Source organism: Mesorhizobium sp. B2-1-3A, from assembly GCF_006442655.1.
GTDB lineage: Bacteria > Pseudomonadota > Alphaproteobacteria > Rhizobiales > Rhizobiaceae > Mesorhizobium.
The window spans coordinates 723052-744355 of the sequence record NZ_VFWK01000005.1; the positions used below are offsets into that span (position 1 = coordinate 723052).

The 21304-nt window shown below is 64.2% G+C and carries 18 protein-coding genes and 1 pseudogene; 8 read left to right on the plus strand and 11 right to left on the minus strand.

Annotation, left to right across the window (positions count from 1 at the left end):
- The first annotated feature begins 91 nt into the window (after nt 1–91).
- A pseudogene (locus FJ977_RS23855) lies at nt 92–1294 on the plus strand (MFS transporter).
- Nucleotides 1295–1383: 89 nt separating this feature from the next.
- On the opposite strand, the gene FJ977_RS23860 reads toward FJ977_RS23855, so the two are convergent.
- Nucleotides 1384–2517 (minus strand): FAD-dependent oxidoreductase, encoded by a 1134-nt coding sequence (locus tag FJ977_RS23860; RefSeq protein ID WP_140774601.1) that lies wholly within the window; start codon nt 2515–2517, stop codon nt 1384–1386.
- A 35-nt stretch (nt 2518–2552) separates the two neighbouring features.
- Nucleotides 2553–3221, minus strand: a complete 669-nt coding sequence (locus tag FJ977_RS23865; protein ID WP_140774602.1) for a peroxiredoxin — start codon at nt 3219–3221, stop codon at nt 2553–2555.
- 140 nt (nt 3222–3361) lie between these two features.
- Between FJ977_RS23865 and FJ977_RS23870 the strand changes: the two genes are divergently transcribed.
- The gene (locus FJ977_RS23870) at nt 3362–5068 is read left to right on the plus strand and encodes a BTAD domain-containing putative transcriptional regulator (protein ID WP_140774603.1); all 1707 of its coding nucleotides are present in this window, start codon (nt 3362–3364) and stop codon (nt 5066–5068) included.
- Nucleotides 5069–5119: 51 nt separating this feature from the next.
- Here FJ977_RS23870 and FJ977_RS23875 read toward each other — a convergent pair whose 3' ends face one another.
- Nucleotides 5120–6589, minus strand: a complete 1470-nt coding sequence (locus tag FJ977_RS23875; RefSeq protein ID WP_140774604.1) for a PLP-dependent aminotransferase family protein — start codon at nt 6587–6589, stop codon at nt 5120–5122.
- 107 nt (nt 6590–6696) lie between these two features.
- Between FJ977_RS23875 and FJ977_RS23880 the strand changes: the two genes are divergently transcribed.
- The 5 genes from FJ977_RS23880 (at nt 6697) to FJ977_RS23900 (ending at nt 11820) form a co-directional block, all read left to right on the plus strand.
- Nucleotides 6697–7806, plus strand: a complete 1110-nt coding sequence (locus FJ977_RS23880; protein WP_246683300.1) for a Gfo/Idh/MocA family oxidoreductase — start codon at nt 6697–6699, stop codon at nt 7804–7806.
- Nucleotides 7803–8702: a myo-inosose-2 dehydratase gene (gene iolE, locus FJ977_RS23885; protein WP_140774606.1), complete on the plus strand. Its 900-nt coding sequence runs from the start codon at nt 7803–7805 to the stop codon at nt 8700–8702. The genes FJ977_RS23880 and iolE overlap by 4 nt, the downstream gene beginning before the upstream one ends.
- A gap of 113 nt (nt 8703–8815) precedes the next feature.
- A complete protein-coding gene (locus FJ977_RS23890) occupies nt 8816–9772 on the plus strand; it encodes a sugar ABC transporter substrate-binding protein (protein ID WP_140774607.1) in 957 nt (318 codons plus the stop codon).
- Nucleotides 9773–9928: 156 nt separating this feature from the next.
- On the plus strand, nt 9929–11026 hold the full coding sequence (locus FJ977_RS23895) for an ABC transporter permease (protein WP_056578534.1): 1098 nt from the start codon (nt 9929–9931) through the stop codon (nt 11024–11026).
- The gene (locus tag FJ977_RS23900; RefSeq protein ID WP_140774608.1) at nt 11026–11820 is read left to right on the plus strand and encodes an ATP-binding cassette domain-containing protein; all 795 of its coding nucleotides are present in this window, start codon (nt 11026–11028) and stop codon (nt 11818–11820) included. The genes FJ977_RS23895 and FJ977_RS23900 overlap by 1 nt, the downstream gene beginning before the upstream one ends.
- A gap of 73 nt (nt 11821–11893) precedes the next feature.
- Here the strand turns inward: FJ977_RS23900 and FJ977_RS23905 are convergent, their stop codons facing one another.
- From FJ977_RS23905 to FJ977_RS23920, 4 genes are all read right to left on the minus strand, one after another.
- Entirely contained in the window at nt 11894–12475 is a 582-nt protein-coding gene (locus tag FJ977_RS23905) for a TetR/AcrR family transcriptional regulator (RefSeq protein WP_140774609.1), read from the minus strand.
- A 184-nt stretch (nt 12476–12659) separates the two neighbouring features.
- Complete coding sequence (locus FJ977_RS23910) at nt 12660–13247, minus strand: DUF308 domain-containing protein (protein WP_140774610.1); 588 nt, start codon at nt 13245–13247, stop codon at nt 12660–12662.
- A 116-nt stretch (nt 13248–13363) separates the two neighbouring features.
- On the minus strand, nt 13364–14473 hold the full coding sequence (locus FJ977_RS23915; RefSeq protein WP_140774611.1) for a mandelate racemase/muconate lactonizing enzyme family protein: 1110 nt from the start codon (nt 14471–14473) through the stop codon (nt 13364–13366).
- A 20-nt stretch (nt 14474–14493) separates the two neighbouring features.
- Nucleotides 14494–16932, minus strand: coding sequence for an FAD-dependent oxidoreductase (locus FJ977_RS23920; protein WP_140774612.1), 2439 nt, complete (start codon nt 16930–16932; stop codon nt 14494–14496).
- Between the two features lie 203 nt (nt 16933–17135).
- On the opposite strand from FJ977_RS23920, the gene FJ977_RS23925 reads away from it, so the two are divergent.
- A complete protein-coding gene (locus FJ977_RS23925; protein WP_348643227.1) occupies nt 17136–17858 on the plus strand; it encodes a Crp/Fnr family transcriptional regulator in 723 nt (240 codons plus the stop codon).
- 30 nt (nt 17859–17888) lie between these two features.
- Here the strand turns inward: FJ977_RS23925 and FJ977_RS23930 are convergent, their stop codons facing one another.
- The 4 genes from FJ977_RS23930 to FJ977_RS23945 are packed head-to-tail and all read right to left on the minus strand — an operon-like array spanning nt 17889 to nt 21249.
- On the minus strand, nt 17889–18332 hold the full coding sequence (locus FJ977_RS23930; protein WP_244735361.1) for a hemerythrin domain-containing protein: 444 nt from the start codon (nt 18330–18332) through the stop codon (nt 17889–17891).
- A gap of 24 nt (nt 18333–18356) precedes the next feature.
- Entirely contained in the window at nt 18357–18488 is a 132-nt protein-coding gene (cydX, locus tag FJ977_RS23935) for a cytochrome bd-I oxidase subunit CydX (protein WP_096449042.1), read from the minus strand.
- A gap of 19 nt (nt 18489–18507) precedes the next feature.
- On the minus strand, nt 18508–19662 hold the full coding sequence (cydB, locus tag FJ977_RS23940; protein WP_140774614.1) for a cytochrome d ubiquinol oxidase subunit II: 1155 nt from the start codon (nt 19660–19662) through the stop codon (nt 18508–18510).
- Between the two features lie 15 nt (nt 19663–19677).
- A complete protein-coding gene (locus FJ977_RS23945; protein ID WP_140774615.1) occupies nt 19678–21249 on the minus strand; it encodes a cytochrome ubiquinol oxidase subunit I in 1572 nt (523 codons plus the stop codon).
- Nucleotides 21250–21304 lie beyond the last annotated feature (55 nt).

The following is a 21304-nucleotide window of genomic DNA, read 5'->3' on the forward strand; positions in this document are numbered from 1 at the left end:
AAATGCAACCAGATTGTAGGATCGGCCCCGACGGAAGCGTCCTTCGGACGCAAGCAGCGCTCGGCGCTGCGCTCTGGCATGGGAGATTTGCATGAACCTTTCCTATCGTTGGGTCATCGTCGCGGCAGGCGCGCTGATGTCCTGTGTCGCCATCGGCACGATGTTTTCGCTGGCGATTTTTCTTGAACCGATGGCACTCGACACACAGTGGTCGCGCGCCGGCATTTCGAGCGCCATGACGCTCAACTTCCTGGTCATGGGCCTTGGCGGCTTCGCCTGGGGTGCCCTTTCGGATCGCTTCGGCGCCCGCGTCGTCGTGACGATCGGTGCGGTGCTGCTCGGGCTGGCGCTGGTGCTGGCCAGCCGCGCCGGCTCGCTCCTGACCTTCCAGATCACCTACGGTGTCCTCGTCGGACTTGCGGCCAGCGCCTTCTTCGCGCCGATGATCGCGCTGACCACGGGTTGGTTCGATACCCACCGCGGCCTCGCGGTTTCGCTGGTCTCGGCCGGCATGGGGGTTGCCCCGATGACGATCTCGCCCTTCGCCCGCTGGCTCATCTCGGCCTATGAATGGCGCGCCGCCATGTTCGACATCGGCATCATGGCCTGGGTGCTGCTGCTGCCGGCGGTACTGTTGGTGCGCCAGCCGCCCAAGCCCGCTGTTGCCGATGCGGCTTCCGCGCCGGCCGCCGAGGGTGCGGGCATGAGCGTCGGCCAGGCGTTGCGCTCGCCGCAGTTCATCGTACTCGGGCTGACCTTTTTCGCCTGCTGCGCGGCCCATTCCGGCCCGATCTTCCATATGGTGAGCTACGCCATGCTGTGCGGTGTCGCGCCCATGGCGGCGGTCACGATCTACAGTGTCGAGGGTCTCGCCGGCCTGGGTGGTAGGCTTCTCTACGGCGTGCTGGCCGACCGGCTCGGCGTCAAGCCGGTGCTGGTCGCCGGCCTCGCGATCCAGGCGATCGTCATCGCCGCCTATCTCTCGATCAGCCAGCTCGACCAGTTCTATATGCTTGCCGTCATCTTCGGCGCCACCTATGGCGGCGTCATGCCGCTCTATGCCGTGCTGGCGCGCGAATATTTCGGCCAGCGCATCCTCGGCACCGTATTCGGCGCCGCCACCATGCTGTCCAGCCTCGGCATGGCCTAGGGACCATTGGCCGGCGGCATGATATTCGACGCCTACGCCAGCTATCAATGGCTGTTCATCGGCTCGGCCCTGATCGGGCTCGGAGCGGCGGGCATAGCAATCGCCTTCCCGCCGCTGCCGCGACGGGAATTGCAGATGGCCTGAAGCAACGGGACGGGCGGAGGTGACAAGTCATCGGCGGCCCGCCTTTGTCGAAGGTCCCCGCCTTTGTCGAAGGTCCCCTTTGTCAAAGGTCAATGCCCGAACCAGCGGGCCTTGCGGCTGGAGCCGAAATTCACCTTGTCGACCCGCAAGGCCTCCGATGGTTCGTAGAAAGCACCGGTGGGTTTTGGACCAGAGAAGAAATCCACATCCACCCTGGCGATCCGGTTGGCACCGAACTCGATGTAGCAGGATCCCGCGCCCGGGTTCCTTGCCGTCGGTTCCTCATGGCGGAGCCTGGCGATCAGGTTCGCCGCAACGGTTCGCGCGGCGCCCTCGGCGAAGACGCCCGCCTTCGGCGCGCCCGTATTGGCCAGATCCCCCAGCGCGTAGACGCCGGGAAAGCGGGTTTCGAGTGTGCGCGGATCGATGGTGACCCAGCCGCCCTCGGTGATACCGGCCTCGACGACGACATCGGGCGCGCGGTTCCGGGGCACGCCCAGGAACAGATCGCAGGGCAGTTCGCCGCCATTGTCGAGCGTCACGACCTTGCGGTCCTCGTCCACGGAAACCACGCGGGTGCTGGGGATGAAGGTGATGCCGCGCTCGGCGAAGGCGGCCAGAAGCGCCTTCGACGTTTCGGGAGAAGGCGGCACCGGGCTCGACATCGAGTTCACATAGGTGATCTGGCAGTCGCCCCGGACGCCCCTCTCGGTCAGGTAATCATGCAGCATCAAGGCGCATTCGCTGGGCGCGGGCGGGCATTTGTAAGGCGCGCCGCAAACACCGATCACGGCATGGCCGTGGGTGAAACCGGGCAGGACCTTGGCCATGTGGGCGGCGCCCGGAACCGAGTAGAATTCGTTGCGGCCGAGCGTGATGCCGGGTGTGGCCGAGACGTCATAGTCGGCGCCGAGAGCGATCACCAATATGTCCGCCTCGTGCACGCCTTTGTCCGTCGTCACGCGCCGCCGTTCCGGGTCGATGGCGGTGACGGTCTCGCGCTTCAACGTGACGCCGGCCTTGGCATAGTCGGCGTAAGGCAGCCGCACGGCCGCTTCGGTTGCGCGGCCGAACATCAGATCAAGCTTGGCAAAGCCGAACACGAAGGAATCCGACTTGTCGATCAGGGTGACAGCAATGCTGTCACCCAAAGCTTCGGACAAGGACGTGCTGAGCTCGAGCCCGCCGAAACCTGCGCCAAGGATAAGGATACGGGGTTTCATAGGTAACCTCCTGTTGCCTGGGTCTTGAGCAAAGCTCAGGCGTTGCCGCGAGGCTGCGGGACGATACGGATATATGGCTTGGGTTGCTTCCAGCCTTCGGGATAGAGCACCTTGGCCTCATCGTTCGAAACCGAACCCGCGATGATCACGTCGTCGCCCTGCCGCCAGTTCACCGGCGTGGCGACGCGATGCTTGGCGGTCAGTTGCATGGAGTCGACCACACGCAGGATCTCGTCGAAGTTTCGCCCGGTGGTCATCGGATAGGCGATCATCAGCTTGATCTTCTTGTCGGGCCCGATGACGTAGACATGGCGCACCGTCTGGTTGTCGGCCGCCGTACGTCCCTCGGCGCTGTCGCCGGCCGTGGCGGGCAGCATATCGTAGAGCTTGGCAACGGCCAGCATCGGGTCGCCTATCATCGGGAAATTCGGCGCGTGTCCCTGGGTCTCGGCAATGTCATCAGCCCATCCGGCATGACGTTCGACCGGATCGACGGAGAGCCCGATGATCTTGACGCCACGCTTGTCGAACTCCGGCTTCAGCTTGGCCATGTAGCCGAGTTCGGTCGTGCAGACCGGGGTAAAGTCCTTGGGGTGGGAAAACAGGATTCCCCAGGATGTACCCAGCCATTCGTGGAAGTTGATCGGGCCCTGTGTGGTCTCGGCGGTGAAATCGGGCGCGGTGTCGGCGATACGAAGAGACATTTGATCCTCCTGTGAGTGGTCGGAATTGACTACGGGTGCAGCTTAGGCAACCTATGTTCCGCCAGCGTTCCCCGCCCCACAGGTGCTTGTGACGGCCGATTTCGGGCGTGCGGGCCTCGCATCCTGGAGGGGGCTTTCGATTGCGTGTCCGAATTCAATTGCTTGGCGGCTTCAGCGTCAGTCTGGGCGATCAGCTCATCCCGGCCACGGCGTGGCGGCGGGACCGTGGCGCGGCACTGGTGAAGCTGCTGGCCGTCACCCGCTCCCACCGCATTCACCGCGAACAGGTGATGGAGGCGTTCTGGCCGGATCTCGATCCCGAGGCCGCGGGTGCCAACCTGCGCAAGGCCATCCATTTTGCCCGCCGCGCGCTTGGCGCCAATGACCTCATCGAGCAGACGGCCGATGTCATCGCGCTCGCCCCCGCTGGCGATCTCGAAATCGACGTCGATGCATTCGAGGCCGCCGCCAGGCTTGCCTTGCGCGGCGAAGATCCCGCCGCCTGCGAAGCTGCCGCCGATCTCTATTTGGGAGACCTGCTGCCGGACGATCCCTATGTCGACTGGTTCGAAACGCCCCGCCAGGCCCTGCGTCAGCGCTATGCCGAGGTACTGCGGGCCGGCAAGCTCTGGCAGCGCCTGATCGGGCTGGACCCGGCCGACGAGCAGGCGCAATGCGCCCTGATGCAGGCGGCGCTCGACGCCGGCAACCGGGCCGAAGCGATCAGGCTGTTCAATCAGCTGAGCGAGTTCCTGCGGATCGACCTCGGCGTCGGCCCCGGCGCGCAGACTGTGAAGCTCTACGAAAAGGCGCTTGCCGTGCCCTCTATCGACCCTGTCGGCCTGAGCGACCGCATCCGCGCCTCGCTGGCCTGGGGCCTGCTGCACCTGCAAAGCGGCGACTTCGCCAAGGCCGGCCAGGTTGGCCGGGAAACTCGCGAACTGGCCATGGGCGCGGGGTTGGCCCGCGAGGTTGGCGAGGCCAGCGCCCTGATCGGCCTGGTGGCCCACATGCAGGGCCAGTGGCGCGAACTGTTCAGGGCGGAGTTCATCGAATGGGTCCGCTCCAAGCCAGCCTTCGTCTCCAACGTTTTTGACGGGCATCTGTGCCTGGCCGAATTCTGCCTCTGCAGTGCCAACGGCCACCACGACATCGCCGCCTCGGCCCGAGAACTCCTGTCGGTGGCCGAGGGCGCCGGCTCGGTCGCCGGGCGCGGCCTCGCCTCGCTCGTGCTGGGCGAAGCAGCGCTCTTCTCGGGCCAGTTGGCCGAGGCCGAACGCATGTTGACCGAGGCCGAGAGACTCTACGCGCAGGTGGGAGCCGTGGCCGGCCGCGTGCTGGCGCTCCAGCGCCTGACGGAACTCGCGCTTGCCCGCCGCCAGAAATGGCAGGCGGGACGGTTGATCCACCGCGCCACCACCCTTGCCCAGTCTTCCTGGCTGGCGCCGCACCTGCTGATCAGCCTGAAAGGGCTTGACGTGCGCGCCGCCACCACCTCCCAGAGGATCGCCGAGACCATTCGCGAAGGCGACCGCATGCTGTCATCGGGCTGCAATTGCCAGCCTTGCTCGATGACGTTTCGCACCGCGGCCGCGATGGCCCTGGCCGAGGCTGGCGAGATCGAACAGGTCAACCGCCGGCTCGACGAGGCTGAGCGGGTCGCCGGCATGTGGAACGGCGGCCCCTGGGTGGCTGCCGTGTGGGAAGCGCGCGGCGTGCAGCGCCGGGCCGAGCGTAACGAAACCAGGGCCGTGGCGGCATTTGAAGAAGCGGCCTCGCGCTTTGCCGCTCTCGGCAGGCCCATCGATGAGGTGCGCTGTCGGGCACGGATGGCAAATCCGGGCTAGCACCGCCCAGAAGCACGAGTCCGCCTTAAAAAAGCGAACAGTGCCAGCTGCTTAACCGGGATTATTCATTCGCGAAAAATAACTTTGCAGCACCGCGCGAAACTTCTGCATCGTCTTTTCGGTGGTCTGCGCATCGGCCGCCGCGAAGCCCATGACAAGACCGTTCTGCTCCGTGCCATGGCGGTACTGGATCGACAGCGCCGAGACGTTGATGCCTTGCTGGAGGGCTGCCTCGGCAACCGCCCTGTCGCTGCATCTGCCGCGGAAAATCCCGACGACCTGGATGCCGGATTCGGTGGTGTGGAAATCCAGCCATTCCCCGAGATGCCGTTGCGCGCTTTCCAGGAAGAACTGGCGCCTCTCCGCGTAGAGGCGCCGCATGCGCCTGAGATGGCGGGTGAAATGCCCCTCATTCATGAAATCCGCGAGCGCGGCCTGGGTTAGCAAGGGGGCGAACTGGCCGCTGACGCTCAGCGCCGAGACGATCGTGTGATCGATCGCCTTGGGCGCCACCATGAAGCCGAGGCGCATGGCCGGGAAGAGGATCTTGGCGAAGGTCCCGACATACACCACGCGGTTTGACGCGCCGATGCCTTGCAGGGCCGGGATAGGCTGTCCCTGAAACCGGTACTCGCCGTCATAGTCGTCCTCGATGATCCACGAGCGCCAGGTCTCGGCCATGTGCAGCAGATTGAGCCGCTGTTCCATCGGCATGGTCATGCCGAGCGGGTGATGGCATGAGGGTGTCACGAAAATCATGCGCGGAATGACAGGCGGCGGATCGAGATTCCAGCCTGCATTGCTGACGCGCAGCGGCGCCAGTTTCGCCCCGGCCGAGACAAAGGCCGAACCGGCGCCATAATATCCCGGCTCCTCCATCCATACCGTGTCGCCCTCATCGATCAGCAACCGGGCCAGCAGATCGAAAGCCGACTGGGCGCCATTGGTCACCACGATCTGCTCGGCGGTGCACTTCACGCCCCGCGAGGCGGTAAGGTAGCGCGCTATCGCCTCGCAAAGCGGCGGATAGCCTTTGACGTGATAGGTGCCGAAAAGATCGATATGCGCGAACTTGGCGCGGCGGCTGAGCAGTTTCGACCAGGTGTTGAACGGAAAATTATCCGGATCCGGCATGCCGGGATGAAAGGCGAGCATTCCCGGCCGGCCATGATGATAGGGTTGGGCGAGCATCGTCTGCCCGCGCAACGATAACGGATTGGCATCCTCGACAGACACATGTTCCGCTGCCACTGAACGGGTCGGCAGGTCCATGACCACCGAAGGCCTGCGTGGCCGTATGGCGAGGTAGCCCTCCAGCGCGAGCTGGTCGCAAGCGGCAATCACCGTGTTGCGTCCCACATTCAGGTCCCGCGCCATGACCCGTGTCGAGGGCAGTGCATGGCCGCTCGGCAGCACGCGCCGTTCGATCAGGCCGCGCAACTGGACATAGAGCTGCCGGTGCAGATTTGCGGGACTGTCGCGATCGAGCGCAATGCCGTCGATGGGAAAACTGGTCTTCATCTGGTTCCCAAAAATCAATGGAATCTGGTTCTAACAATGGAACCAAAGGCGTCCTAGGCTCAAGAAAAAAAGCGTTCGGATTCAGATGGGGCTGGCCGATGCAGTGCATGAAAGTGGGAGTGATCGGGGCGGGTGGCGTCGCCCAGGTCGAGCACATACCGAACCTGCTCAAGCTGCACCGGCAGTTCAAGATCGTTGGCGTCTACGATCCGTCGCGCAAGGTCCGTGCCTTCGTCGGCGAGGAATTCGGCCTCGCGACATTCCCCGATCTCGACGCGCTTCTCGCGATGCCGCTCGATGCCGTGGTCATCGCCTCGCCGGACGCGCTGCACCGCGAACAGAGTCTCGCCGCCTTCGCCCGGGGGCTGCATGTCTTCTGCGAAAAGCCGCTTTGCTACAGCGCCGCGGACATCGACGAATTGATCGCCGCCAGGGATCGCGCCGGAAAGGTGCTCCAGGTCGGCTACATGAAGCGTTTCGACCCGAGCTACGAGACGGCGCTGAAAATGCTGCCGGGCACGGCGCGGACGCTTCGCTACATTTCGGTCGAGGTTAACGATCCCGACGCCTGGCCCTTCATCCGGCACACCTCCACTTGCCGGGGTGACGACGTCGCGGAGGGGTTGGTTGCCTCGACCGAAGCCAGGCAGCGTGAGCAGGTGGACCGCGCGGTGGCCGGCATCGATGATCCCGACGCCTTTCGAGGCTTTGTCGGCGCCTATTGTTCCTCGATCGTCCATGACGTGAACGCCGTCCATGGGCTGCTCGATGCGCTCGGCGTCGCCGACGGCGAAATTGTCGGCGCCTCGCTTTTCGCCAGAGGCGAAGGCGGCCAGGGCACTGTCCGGCTGCTCGACGGCCAGGCGCTGTGGACCATGGTGCATGTCGCCATTCCGAGGCTGCCCGACTATCGCGAGCGCATCACGCTCTACTTCGACGACGCCTCGCTCGAACTGGAATTCCCCTCGCCCTATCTCAACCACCAGCCGACGCGGCTGACGGTTCGCACTGGCAGCGGGCATACGCTTTCCAGCGCGGACATCCGCAGCGGCTACCAGGAGGCGTTCGTCGAGGAGTTGAAAGGCTTCTGGTCGGCGATCGTCGAAGGCACGCCCGTGCGCAACACCGCCGAACATGCCCGTCGCGACATGACGCTGCTGGCCGGCCTCGCCCGCCATCACCTTGCCCAGTCGAAGCAATCAGGAGTTCGCCCGTGAAGGTTCGCATCGGCATCAATCCGATCACCTGGACCAATGACGACGTGCCGGAACTCGGCGGCGACACGCCGCTCGAGGTGTGTCTCGCCGAAACCAGGCAGGCCGGCTATTCCGGCACCGAACTTGGCGGCAAGTTTCCGCGCCGGTCGGCCGAGCTGAAGCCGATCATGCAGCGCTATGGCCTTGCGGTGATTTCCGGCTGGTATGACGGCCGCTGCGACGAGAAGGATGTCAGCGCGGAGATGGATGCCATCACGCCGCATCTCCAGCTCTTGAGGGACATGGGCGCCACCCATGTCGTCTATGCCGACACCTCGCGCGGACGCCACAACGCCATCTGGGGGCCGATCTCGCAGCGCCCTGCGCTCAGCCCGGACGAATGGCCGGCCTATGGCCGCAAGCTGACTGTACTCGCTGAAAGAATGGCGGATTTCGGCGTGCGCATGGCCTTTCACCACCATATGGGAACCATCGTCGAGACCGATGCCGAGGTCGGCCTGTTGATGCGCCACACCGGCGAAGCGGTTGGCCTGCTCTACGACACCGGCCATTCCATCTTTTCGGGCGGCGACCCAGTGGCCCTGATCAAGGCCCATGTCAAACGCGTCGTGCATGTGCATTGCAAGGATGCGCGCAAACCCGTGCTTGATCGTGCCCGCGCCGAGGATATGAGTTTCATGGGTGCGGTCATGGAAGGGATCTTCACCGTTCCCGGCGACGGCTCCATCGACTATCCCGCCATTTTGCGCGTGCTGGCCGACAATGATTATAGCGGCTGGCTGGTCGTCGAGGCTGAGCAGGATCCCAGCAAGGCCAATCCGCTGACTTATGCGACAATGGGCTTCCAGAACCTGTCGCGCATGGCGAAGGGAGCCGGATTTACCGTCATCGAATGATTGGGGCCGCGTGCGGCCCCCAGGGAACCAGTGCTGAGGAATGGAACTGGAATAAAGGGGCAACTGGAACCGTCGACCGTAATTGCGGCGGCGGAAAACAAACAGGAGGTTCTATGTTTTCGCTTGCGAAATTAATAAAGCCTGCGCTCGGCCTGATGGCCGGCTTCACGATGATGGCGGCGGCCACGACCCTTGCGGCCGCCGACGAGACGCGCGTGGTGTTCGTCACCCATGGCCAGAGCGGCGACCCCTACTGGTCGGTGGTCAAGAACGGCATGGACGATGCCGCCAAGACCCTGGGCGTCAAGGCCGAATACCTGGCGCCCGAAACCTTCGACATGGCCAAGATGGCGCAGATGATCGACGCCATCACGGCCTCCAAGCCTGACGGCATGGTTGTCTCGATCCCCGACGCGGCCGCCCTTTCGACGCCGGTCAAGAACGCGGTCGCCGCCGGCATCCCGGTGATCGTCATCGATTCCGGCGGCTCGAAGCTGACCCATGACCTTGGCGGCCTGCTGTTCATGGGGCAGGATGAATTCCAGGCGGGCGTCATGGCCGGCGAGCGCATCAAGGCGCTCGGCCTCACCAAGGCGGTCTGCGCCAACCACGAGGTCGGCAATTCGAGCCTTGACGATCGCTGCGCCGGCTTTGCCAAGGGTCTGGGCGTCGACGTTCCGGTGATGAACGGCGTCATCGACCCGACCGAAATGAAGAACCGCGTGATCGCCTACATGACCGCTCATGCCGACACACAGTTCATCCTCGCCGTCGGCGCCAGCGGTGCCGAACCGACACTGGCCGCCCTTGATGAAATGGGCCTCTCGGGCAAGGTGAAGACCGGCACGTTCGATCTCTCGCCCACGATCCTGCAGGCGGTCGTCGCCGGCAAGATGGAATGGGGCATCGACGCCCAGCAATATGCCATGGGCTATATCCCGGTCGCGATGTTCGACCTCTGGAAGAAGTACAAGATCATGCCGATCGCCGACTATCCGACCGGCCCAGGCTTCGTCACCAAGGACACCGCCGCCTCGGTTGTCGAGCTGTCGAAACTCGGCAAGCGCTGACACTGGCGGCCGGGGCTCCGCTCCGGCCGCTTCATCAGAGCAATTCCAGGAAAGTGTGAGCCGTTTTCCGTCCGGAATTGCGTCAAGGCAGGGAGATAGAGCCGTTCAGCGTTTCCGTGAAACGATGAACGGCTCTATGTGAAGGGTAACGCAGCCATGGTTTCAGAGATTCGCGACGAGCGGGTCCGGTCCGTGTCACGCCTGAGCCGCCTGTTGAGCAGGCCGGAACTTGGCGCGGCGGCCGGCACCGTGCTGGTCTTCGTGTTCTTCGCCGTCACGGCGGGAAGCTCGGGACTTTTCAGTGCCAAGGGCATCGTCAACTTCCTCGAAGTCTCGGCCCAGCTTGGCATTCTCGCCGCCCCCGTGGCCCTGCTGATGATCGCCGGCGAGTTCGACCTGTCGGTCGGCTCGATGATCGGCTTTGCCGGCATCCTCATCGCTATCCCTTCGGTGTTCTGGGGCTGGCCGATCTGGCTTTCGCTGCTGTTCACCTTCGCCGTCTGCGGCGGCATCGGCGCGCTCAACGGGCTCGCCGTCGTCAGGACCGGCCTGCCCTCCTTCATCGTGACACTCGGCAGCCTGTTCATGCTGCGCGGCCTCACGCTTGGCCTCACGCGCGGCATTTCAGGGCGAACCCAGGTCTCCGGAGTGCATGAGCTGGCGTTGCACGATCCGCTCAACAGCCTGTTCTCGGGACAGGTGTTCTCCGGCCTGATCGCCTGGCTTTCCGACATCGGCCTGATCGGCAAGCGGGCCGACGGCCTGCCCTCGATATCAGGCATTCCAGTGTCGATCGTGTGGTGGATCGTGCTGACACTGGCCTGCACCTGGCTCTTGACGCGCAGCCGCTTCGGCAACTGGATCTTCGCCGCCGGCGGGGAAGCCAATGCCGCGCGCAATCTCGGCGTGCCGGTGGCGCGCACCAAGATCACGCTGTTCGTCATGACGGCACTCGCGGCGGCCCTGTTCGCGGCGATCCAGGTGCTGGTCACGGGCTCGGCCGACACGCTGCGCGGCACGCAGAAGGAATTCGAGGCAATCATTGCCGTCGTCATCGGCGGCACGCTGCTCACCGGCGGCTATGGATCGGCCATCGGCGCCATGTTCGGCGCCCTGATCTTCGGCGTGGTGCAGATGGGCATCTTCTACACCGGCATCGATACGGACTGGTTCAAGCTGTTCATGGGCGCCATGATGGTCATCGCGGTGCTGTTCAACAGCTATGTGCGCAACCGCGCCATGAGGAGCCGGTGATGGCCGAGCCCTATGTCGAACTGAAATCTGTCAGCAAATATTTCGGCTCGGTCGTGGCGCTGAAGGACGTGTCCTTCGATGTCTGCCCTGGCGAGGTGCATTGCCTGCTCGGCGACAATGGCGCCGGCAAGTCGACGCTGATCAAGACGCTGTTGGGCGTCTACACGCCGGACGAAGGCGAGATCCGCGTGCAGGGCAAGCCGACACGGTTCGCCTCGCCCGCCGATACGCGCGACAGCGGCATCGCAACGGTCTACCAGGACCTGGCGCTGGTGCCGCTGATGAGCGTGGCGCGCAACTTCTTCCTCGGGCGCGAACCAATGCGCAAGTTCGGGCCGATCAGCCAGTTCGACGCCGACTTCGCCAACCGCACGGCCTATGACGAGATGTCGGCCATGGGGATCCAGCTGCGCGATCCCGAACAGCCCGTCGGCACGCTGTCGGGCGGCGAACGGCAATGCCTGGCCATTGCGCGTGCCGTCTATTTCGGCGCCAAGGTTCTGATCCTCGACGAGCCGACATCGGCGCTGGGGGTCCATCAGGCATCCGTGGTCCTGAAGCTCATCGTGCAGTCCAAGGCACGCGGCATCGGCGTCATCTTCATTTCCCACAACGTCCATCACGCCTATGTCGTGGGCGACCGCTTCACGCTCTTGAAGCGTGGCCGGAGCACCGGCACCTACGCCAAGGGCGAAATCAACCGCGACCAGCTGCTCAACCTGATGGCCGGCGGCAAGGAACTGGTGGACCTGGAACAGGAACTGGCAAAGTCGGCCAAGAACGGTACGGCTTGAGGCGCGGCGCGCCTTTGCAGACAACGAAATGGCGCATGACTGCCCAGCGGCTCGAAGCCATTGGCGCCAGCCGTCACGCGCGGATGCGACGAAAAAGCGTTTCCACAATCACATCGAAGCGTTCCGGGTCATCAAACGCCCGGGCCGCAAGCATGGCTCCGTATACGGTCGCCATGAATGCTTGTGCCTCGACGTCGGGGGATGCCTCGAGACGCACCGCCCCCTGCTCCACACCGAGTTCGAACAGCCGCTCCAGCCATCTGCCGAGATCGGTGAAATGGCCGCGAACGGAAAGCGCCACCTCTTCGGGTAGACCCGGCAATTCGGCGGCCAGCACGGCAGCCAGGCAGAAGGGAGCGGACTGGTCCTTGATACAGCGTTCCCAATACCCGGTGTAAAACCGCAGCTGATCCATCGCCACCGGCGAGCCTTCGTCCAGCGCCGCAAGCTGAGCCCGGATACCGGCGCGCGCTTGTTCGACAACGGCCACCACCAGACCAACTTTCGACGGAAAGTGATGGTGAATGCTGGCCTTGCGGATGCCAAAGCGCTCCGAAAGATCGGCGTAGCTGAAGCCGTTGTAGCCAACACGCATGATGAGCTGGGCGGCTCCGCCAACCAACTTGCCCGCGGTGTCACTGAGTGCGATGTTCATTGTCTACCTTCCAATAGGTCGAGGTAGGAAATTTTGCCGACCCTTGCAAGATTTGTCCGATTGGCGGGCCAAGGGCGCGCCAATCCTTTCGACAGGAAATGCGCCGCCTCTCATGAAGACGGCGCATAACCGGTCAGTGGGAAAAGCAGGGCAGGATGTCGAACGGCTCCTTCAAGGGCGCACCTTAGCTGGCGGTTCGCGGTGACTTGCGAAGGATGTCGCTGACCGTCAGCCATACCGCCGACACCAGGAAGTAGAATGCGCCAAACGCGGCATAGGGTGCGACATTCGTGATGCCGATATCTTCAATGCCCCCGGCCATCTTGACGAAAAAGAGGCCCGCCAACGCCGATTGGGCGCCGCTCAGGATCATCGCCCATTGCGCGCCATTGGTCTTCCAGCGCCGCACCGCGGTAATCAGTTGAAACACGCCGGACAGCACGGCCCAGACGCCATAGACCGCGAGCACTGTGTTCATGCTCCTGGTGAGCGCGACAGCGACCGCCAGGGTGGTAAGCGCGCTGATGACAAAGTTCAGCAACTGGGACTTGTTGCGGCTCAGCCCGCCCGTGCGCTGGGCATCGAGGAAGTTCGCCAGGGCGTCCCAGGCGGGATACGCTACCAGCATGATCGCGGCCAGCGGCGGCATGGTCCTGGCGACGGTGAAGGCCAGTGCGACCCATGCCGCGGAGACGGCGAACCGCACAAAATAATAGCTTTTGAGCCATGTGTTCGAAGCTTGAGCGAGGGTGTCGGGTTTTTGAGAAGGCATGCTTGTTTGTCCAATGCTGGTTGATGATGCCTACCTACTAGAAGGTAGACAGACCGGAGTCAACAAGCAAGATCGGCTGAATGCGAGCCATGTCGGCAGCGGCAACCGCCTCCTGGTCAGGCTCCGTATGTGGCGATCGGCTGGCCGAACATGCCGGGCTCGGGCTTCACGCCGAGGCCCGACCGCTGTGGCACGGCGATATACCCTTCGCGAATGACGACCGGATTGCCGGGGTCGAAATGCCCGTCGATATACTCCTGGGCGATCCATGCGCCTTCCATGCGGCGCGGCTCGACGGTCGCCGCAAGATGAACGCAGGCCGCCGCGATGATGTCGCCTCCCCAGGCATCGTCGCAGCTGTGCGGCAGCGAGCGGATGGCGCAAAGGTCGCGCACGGTGGTCATCTTGGTGAGGCCGCCAAGGCGGGTGACCTTGAAGCCGAAACCATCCGCAATGCCCAGCGAGATCGCGCGCAGCACCGCGTTCTGGTCCTCGGTGCTCTCGTCGAGATAGACCGGATGTGTCACGCGGCCCTTCAGCGTCGCGACCTCGTCCATCGTGTTGCAGGGCTGTTCGAGGACGAACGGGATCGCCTGGCAGAGCCTGTCGAGATGGATTGCCGCGGCCGCCGTCAGGCCTCTGTTGCCGTCCACCGCGATGCGCGCCTTGTAGCCGACCGCTTCCCAGACCTTGTGGACAGTGGCCACGTCCTCTTCGAGATTACGCCCGGAAATCTTGACCTGCAGACGCGGATAGCCTGCCCTCACCTTGTCGGCCGCGATCCTGGCCGTTTCATCCGGCGGGCCGACGATCAGCGAATAGTAGGCCGGCACGCGATCCGTCAGCGCGCCGCCCAGAAGCGTCGACACCGGCACGCCGAGCTTCTGGCCGAGGAGGTCGAGAAAGGCCATGTCGAACGCGGCCTTAGCGTAGCCGTGTCCGTTCAGGCGCTCATCCATCCGCTTCGCCAGAAGCCTGATCGAGGCAATCTCCGCACCGATCAGGCCTGGGGCAATTTCGGCGATCGCGGCGCGGGCGCCGAGCGCGTGATGCGGCTGGTAGACCGGTCCGATCGGACAGGTCTCGCCCCAGCCGGTCAGGCCGTCATCCGTCACGATCTCGACCAGGGTACTGTCCAGCGACTTTACGTCGTCGCTGGCCATCCGGTAGGCGCCGCCCTTGACGGGCAATTGCGTCGTGTAGACGTTGATCCGGTCGATGCGCATCTTCGCTCAACCCTTGCCGATCAACTGCGCGCCCTGGCCGAGCTGGGGTCGTAGGGCGAGTCCGCGATCACCTCGGCGACCTTCCATTCGCCCAGGATCGCCACGTCGAGCTTGGTGCCGGGCTTGCCGACGCGCTCGGGCAACAGCGCCAGCGCCACATCATGCCCTAGCGTATAGCCATAGCCGCCCGATGTGATGCGCCCGACGAGTTCGCCATCGATGTAGAGACCCTCGTTGGCGAGCGTGCTGGCGCCGTCGGTCTCTATTCTGAGCGTCACCGATCGGCGCTGGTCGTTACGATCCTTGTATTTCAGCACCGCCTCGCGGCCGACGAAATCGCCCTTGTCGAGGCGGATGAACCGCTCGAGCCCGCTCTCCAGCGCGTTGAGCTCGGGATTCATGTCGCGGTACATGGCGCGGTAGGATTTCTCCAGCCGCAGCGATTCCAGCGCATGCAGCCCGACGAGCCGCATGCCGTGTTTCTCGCCCTCACTCAGGATCGCATCGAGCAATTGCCGCTGGTAGGCCATGGGATGATAGAGCTCCCATCCGAGCTCGCCTTCGTAGTTGACGCGCAGCATCCGCACGTCGCTGGCAAGCGCCACGCTGCCGGTCTTCACGCCGAACCAAGGAAAGGCGGCGTTCGACAGGTCGATCTCGGTGAGCGCCTGCAGCACGTCTCGCGCCTTCGGCCCGACGACAGTGAAACAACCGCGCTCATTGGTGACGTTCTTCAGGCTGACACCGCCGTCGGCGGGAAGCAGCTTTGAGAGATCGTCGAAATTCCAGCGCTCCGCGCGCGGCGTCGAGATGAGATAGAAGCCGTCATCGGTGAGGCGCGCCACCATGTATTCCGCCTGCACGCCGCCCCCAGGGGTGAGGTGATGCGCCAGGACAGCCTTGCCGACTGCTGGCAGGCGGTTGGCAAGGATCCCGTCGAGCCAGGCGGCCGCGTTTGGTCCCGAGACCTCGAACTTGGTCATCGGCGTCATCTCGACCAGGCCGACGGCATTGCGCACGGCCTGCACTTCCTCGCCGACGAAAACGCCCTTGGCGGTCCAGCGCCAGCTATACTGGTCCTTGGCCTCGACGCCCTTGGGCGCGAACCAGTTGGGCATCTCCCAGCCGTTGAGCACGCCCCAGACCGCGCCCAACTCGCTCAGCCGCGCGTAGGATGGCGCTGTCTTCTGCGGCCGGGCGGCAGGCATGTCCTGCCCGGGATATTTCTGCTCCGCATGCGTGCCCCAGGCCTCGCGGACTTTCTCGCGCGTCCAGGCCTTGTTGGCGTAGTCGCCGAAGCGGCGAGGATCCAGATCCGAGGTGTCGAGACTGTTGCCGCCCTCGACGATCCGCTCCGACAGATAGTAGCCGATCGTGCCGCCCCACAGTATGCCGCCCGGCACGCCCTCGGCCAGCCACACATTGGGCAAGCCCCAGGCCGGTCCCATCAGCGGAAGCTCGTCCGCCGTCATCTGGAAGGGACCGCGGACATTGGCCTTGATGCCAGCGCGTCCCAGTGACGGCACAAGTTGCGTTGCCTGCTCCCAGTTCCATGACACCGCCTCGAAATCCTCTTCGACGAGGTCGGCGCCGAACCAGGCGGGAACGCCATCCTCGGCAAACAGCTTGAGGTGTTCGGTCCGCTCATAGGGCCCGAACATGAAGCCGTCGCCCTCCTCGCGCAGATAGCCCTCAAAACCTTCGTCGCGCAGGATCGGCATTTCCGCCCGTCCCTGCTTTTTGCGCTCCACGACCTCCGGCACCGGCTCGGTGATCCAGTACTGGTGCAGGATCGGGATGGCGGGGATCTCGAGGCCGAGCAGCGCGCCGGTCTGGCGCGCGTAATTGCCGGTCGCGCAGACCACATGCTCGCAGGTGATGTCGCCTTTGTTCGTCTGGACCCGCCATTCGCCGCCCGCGGTCCGCTGAAAGCCGGTGACCTCCGTGTTCAGGTAGATCTTGGCGCCCAGATCCCGCGCGCCCTTGGCCATGGCATGGGTCACGTCGGCCGGCGCGATATGGCCGTCATCGGGATGATAGAGCGCGCCGAGCATATGCTTGTTGTCGAGAAGCGGGCACAGCGCCCTCGCCTCCGCCGGCGACAGCAGATGCGCCCGCATGCCCTGAACGTCGGCGACGCTCATATAGCTCTTGTATTCGTCGAGCCGGTCCCTGGAATTGGCGATGCGCAGCTGGCCGCATTTGTGCCATCCGACAGGCTGCCCGGTCTCGGCCTCCAGCCCTTCATAGATCTCGATGGTCTTGTTGATCATCCGGCCGATATTGATGTTGCGGGCGTAGGATGGGACGAGGCCCGCCGCATGCCAGGTCGAGCCGGCCGTCAGCTGGGTGCGTTCGAGCAGGGCGACGTCGGTCCAGCCGCGCTTTGCCAGGCCATAAAGGATGCCCGCGCCGACGCACCCGCCGCCAACAATCACCACTCGCGCATGTGTCTGCATCGATCCACCAAATCCCTGGCATTTTCAAAGAACCATCGTCGAGGCTACAGGCGGCGAAAGCCCCTGTAACGTCTTCAAAAACTGGGGATCATGATAAGCTGGATTTATGCAGCTGGGTCCTTTCGATAGTGCATATGCACCATCGCTAAAGTCCTTGCCCATGCGTTGCCGCTGCCGGCTGGTAACACTATAGATGTACCATCGTGCGCGAAGACATTCATACGAAGGGCATTCCTGTTCTCTGCGTTTCATGCGAAGCGCGGCATCGCGGCATTTGCGGCGCCCTCACCCCCGACCAGCTTGTCGTCCTGTCCAGGTCGACGAAACGGCACAAGGCGGAGACCGGCAAGGAATTGATGAGCGACGCCGGAAGCGTCGACCGGTTCTCCAACGTTCTTTCCGGTGTCGTGAAACTCACCAAGACGCTGTCCGACGGCCGCCAGCAGATCGTCGGTCTGCAGTTCGCTCCTGATTTCCTGGGCAGGCCGTTCCAGGCCGAGAGCACATTGACCGCGGAAGCCGCGACCAATGTCGAGCTGTGCTCTTTTCCGCGCCAGACGCTGGAGCGGATGATGAAAGAACAACCCGACCTCGAGCATCGGCTGCTCGAACAGAAATTGCGCGAACTCGACCAGGCGCGCGACTGGATGGTGGCACTCGGCCGCAAGACCGCCGCCGAGAAGATCGCGAGCTTCCTGTTGATGATCGCGCGCAACATCGATCCGGCCGCTGGCCCGGAACACCGCGCCGCCGCTTTCGACCTGCCGCTGTCGCGCGCGGAGATCGCGGATTTCCTCGGCCTGACCATCGAAACGGTGAGCCGGCAATTGACCAGGCTGCGGGGCGACAACGTCATTCGCATCGACAACAACCGTCACATTGTCGTCGGCGACCTCGCGCGCCTGGCAGCGCGTTCCGGGGACTGATCGCCAACCAGACGCGATGCGATGAAGCGCTCAGCGCTGCCCGAGAATCCCCGGCAGCACATGGTCGCGCTCGAAGGCGATATGGCGCCGCATGGATTCGAACAGCGCGCGCAGCATGTAGCCGAGCGCCTCGGGGTTCTCGATAGGCCTCCCGTGGCCATGCGCAAGCAGGACCTCACTAAGATCAGCCGCCGCGCAGTCGTCCTCCAGATGCTCCATCTTGAGCCGCGCGACGATGTCTTCCCCGCCCTGGAGCCGCGCGAAGGCGGGGAAGACAGTCTCTTCCTCGAAGCGATGGCACTCTCGCAGCACCGGCAACAGATCGGCCGCCACGGCAAGGCACTGGAAGCGGTCAACCCGCGACGGCAGGTCGTCGGCGATACCTTCAAGCATGTGACAGAGCGCAAGCATCCGCACATGCGCCCGCTTCATGTCCGCCGGCCCGCGCAGCGGCCCGAGATAAGACTCGCTCATGATGCCTCCTCCACCACGGCGGGCTCAAGGCGTGGGCAGGGCGACGGTGTCCTTGGCGGGCTCCTCGCGGACGGTGCGCAGCTCATACCAGAGCGCATTGAGGATGCCGACGGAAGCGGCCAGTCCGAGGCCGAGGATCCAGGCAAAATACCACATGGTCAAAACTCCGGTTGAATCAGTAGGCCGAAGAGCCGGCCTTCTCGACGCTCTTCTCGCCGACCTTGCCCCACAGCACGCTGTAGACCCACCCTGTGTAGGCAAGGATCAGCGGCAGGAAGATCACCGTGGCGATCAGCATGTTGCGCAGCGTGGCGCGGCTCGAAGAGGCATCGAACACGGTCAGCGAATGGCTGGGATTGCTGCTCGACGGCAGAAGGATGGGGAACATGGCAAGCCCCACCGTCGCGATGATCATCGCGACGCCGAACTGCGAGGCAAGGAAGGTCCAGCCTTCACGGCGGGTCCGGAAGCCGATGGCCGCCAGCAGCGGTGCGACGACACCGAGCGCCGGCACGACCCAGAGCAGCGGATGAGCATGGAAATTCGCCAGCCAGGCACCGCTGTCCGCCGACACCGTCTTGAGCAGCGGATTGGACGGCCCGTCCCACACAATCGGCGAGGTCACGCGGTAGCCGCCGAGCAGGCCGAGCCAGACCAGCACGCCACCGCCGGCGAAGAGCAGCGAAGTGATGACAGCGGACCTGGCGCCGATCGCACGCGCACGGTCCTCGACAATGCCTTCCGCCTTGAACGCGAGCCAAGCCGCGCCGTGGGTTATCAGCATGGCGACCGAGACGAGGCCGCAATAGAGCGCGAGCGGGTTGAGCAGGCCGAACAGGCTGCCTTCATAGATGGGACGCAGATCCGGCGTGAAATGGAACGGCACGCCCTGCAGTGTATTGCCAAGGGCAACGCCGAAGATGAGCGCCGGCACCGCGCCGCCCACGAAGAGCGCCCAGTCCCAGCGCCTGCGCCAGGCGGGATCGGGCCGCTTCGAGCGATACTTGAAGGCAACGGGTCGCAGGATCAGCGCCAGAAGCACCAGGAACATGGCAAGGTAGAAACCGGAGAAGCTCAGCGCGTAGAGCGCCGGCCACGCCGCGAAGATGGCGCCGCCGCCGAGGATGAACCACACCTGGTTGCCTTCCCAGACCGGGCCGATCGTGTTGATCGCCACACGCCGTTCGGCATCGGTCCTGGCGACGAAGGGCAGCAGCGCGCCCACGCCCATGTCGAAGCCGTCGGTCGCGGCGAAGCCGATCAGTAGGATGCCGAGCAGGATCCACCAGATCACGCGCAGCGTTTCATAGTCGAAGAGAAAGTCGATCATCGTCGTGATCCTTTTTCACTCTGCGGGTTGCAGTGCGGGGTCGGCGTTCGGGCGCAGTTCGTCGATGACGCTGGCGATCTCGGGCCCCTTGCGGATGGCGGCCAGCATCAGCTTGACCTCGATGAGGGCGAGCACGCCGTAGACGAGCGTGAAGCCTGAGATGGTGAGCGCCAGGTCGGTGACGCCGAGCTCGGACGTGGCGAGGAAGGTCGGCAGCACGCCATCGATGATCCAGGGCTGGCGTCCGAACTCCGCCACGAACCAGCCGACCTCGATGGCGATCCAGGGCAGAGGCATGGCGATGAGCGCGGCCCGAAACAGCCAGCGCGGCGCCTCGGTCTCCCGTGTCGTGTGCCACAGCGACACCGCGAACAGCGCGGCGAGCACGAAACCGCAGGCCACCATCAGCCGGAAGCCGAAGAAGAGCAGCGGCACGTAGGGCACGGTCGACCAGGCGGCATCCTTGATCTGCTGCTCGCTCGCCTGCCTCGGATCCGGGAGGTACCGCTTGAGCAGCAGCGCATAGCCGAGATCCTTGGAGCTGGCATCGAAGGCGGCGCGGGCGGCGGTATCGCTGCGATCCGCCTTGATCTTCTCCAGCGCGTCATAGGCGGCGATGCCGTTGCGGATGCGCATTTCGGCATGGGCGACAAGTTCGTCGATGCCGGCGATCTGCCTGTCGATCGAGCGCGTGCCGATGATGCCCATCACCCAAGGGATGCGGATGGCGAAATGCGTCTGGCGGTCGCTTTGGCTGGGAATGCCGAATGCCGTGAAGGACGCCGGCGCGGGCTCCGTCTCCCACATGGCCTCGATGGCCGCGAGCTTCATTTTCTGGTTGTCGGTCAGCGCATAGCCGCTTTCGTCGCCGAGCACGATCACCGAGAGTGACGACGCCAGGCCGAAGGCCGAGGCGATGACGAAAGAGCGCTTGGCGAGTTCGACATGGCGTCCGCGCAGCATGTACCAGGCCGAAACGCCGAGCACGAAGGTGGCGGCGCAGACATAGCCGGCCGAAACGGTGTGCACGAACTTCGCCTGCGCCACCGGATTGAAGATCACCGCCATGAAGTCGGTGACCTCCATGCGCATCGTGTCCGGGTTGAAGGCCGAGCCGACCGGGTTCTGCATCCAGCCGTTTGCGATCAGGATCCAGAGCGCGGAGAAATTGGTGCCAAGCGCCATCAACCACGTCACGATCATATGCGCGCGCGCCGACAGCCTGTCCCAGCCGAAGAAGAACAGCCCGACAAAGGTGGCCTCCAGGAAGAAGGCCATCAGGCCCTCGATGGCGAGCGGCGCGCCGAACACGTCGCCGACATAGTGCGAGTAGTAGGCCCAGTTCATGCCGAACTGGAATTCCATGGTGATGCCGGTGGCGACGCCGAGGGCGAAATTGATGCCGAACAGCACGCCCCAGAACTTGGTCATGTCGCGCCAGATGGTGCGGCGGGTCATGACATAGACGGTCTCCATCATGGCGATCAGGATGGAGAGGCCCAGCGTCAGCGGCACGAACAGGAAATGGTACAGGGCCGTCAGCGCGAACTGCAGCCGGGACAGGTCGACGAGGAGAAAGTCGGGCATGAGAGCATCCTTTCTGGATACCCGCTCATAACGCGCCGCAAAGATCCGCGGCTTG

Excerpts from the sequence above, each read along its gene's own strand:
- cydX (WP_096449042.1), bottom strand. The coding sequence starts at position 18,488 with ATGTGGTATTTTGCCTGGATCCTCGGCCTCGGACTGGCCGCTTCCGTC.
- FJ977_RS23865 (WP_140774602.1), bottom strand. The coding sequence starts at position 3,221 with ATGTCTCTTCGTATCGCCGACACCGCGCCCGATTTCACCGCCGAGACC.
- FJ977_RS23920 (WP_140774612.1), bottom strand. The coding sequence starts at position 16,932 with ATGCAGACACATGCGCGAGTGGTGATTGTTGGCGGCGGGTGCGTCGGC.
- FJ977_RS23945 (WP_140774615.1), bottom strand. The coding sequence starts at position 21,249 with ATGCCCGACTTTCTCCTCGTCGACCTGTCCCGGCTGCAGTTCGCGCTG.
- FJ977_RS23915 (WP_140774611.1), bottom strand. The coding sequence starts at position 14,473 with ATGCGCATCGACCGGATCAACGTCTACACGACGCAATTGCCCGTCAAG.
- FJ977_RS23900 (WP_140774608.1), top strand. The coding sequence starts at position 11,026 with ATGGCCGAGCCCTATGTCGAACTGAAATCTGTCAGCAAATATTTCGGC.
- cydB (WP_140774614.1), bottom strand. The coding sequence starts at position 19,662 with ATGATCGACTTTCTCTTCGACTATGAAACGCTGCGCGTGATCTGGTGG.
- FJ977_RS23860 (WP_140774601.1), bottom strand. The coding sequence starts at position 2,517 with ATGAAACCCCGTATCCTTATCCTTGGCGCAGGTTTCGGCGGGCTCGAG.
- FJ977_RS23895 (WP_056578534.1), top strand. The coding sequence starts at position 9,929 with ATGGTTTCAGAGATTCGCGACGAGCGGGTCCGGTCCGTGTCACGCCTG.
- FJ977_RS23875 (WP_140774604.1), bottom strand. The coding sequence starts at position 6,589 with ATGAAGACCAGTTTTCCCATCGACGGCATTGCGCTCGATCGCGACAGT.
- FJ977_RS23910 (WP_140774610.1), bottom strand. The coding sequence starts at position 13,247 with ATGCCTTCTCAAAAACCCGACACCCTCGCTCAAGCTTCGAACACATGG.
- FJ977_RS23880 (WP_246683300.1), top strand. The coding sequence starts at position 6,697 with ATGAAAGTGGGAGTGATCGGGGCGGGTGGCGTCGCCCAGGTCGAGCAC.
- FJ977_RS23905 (WP_140774609.1), bottom strand. The coding sequence starts at position 12,475 with ATGAACATCGCACTCAGTGACACCGCGGGCAAGTTGGTTGGCGGAGCC.
- FJ977_RS23890 (WP_140774607.1), top strand. The coding sequence starts at position 8,816 with ATGTTTTCGCTTGCGAAATTAATAAAGCCTGCGCTCGGCCTGATGGCC.
- FJ977_RS23930 (WP_244735361.1), bottom strand. The coding sequence starts at position 18,332 with ATGAGCGAGTCTTATCTCGGGCCGCTGCGCGGGCCGGCGGACATGAAG.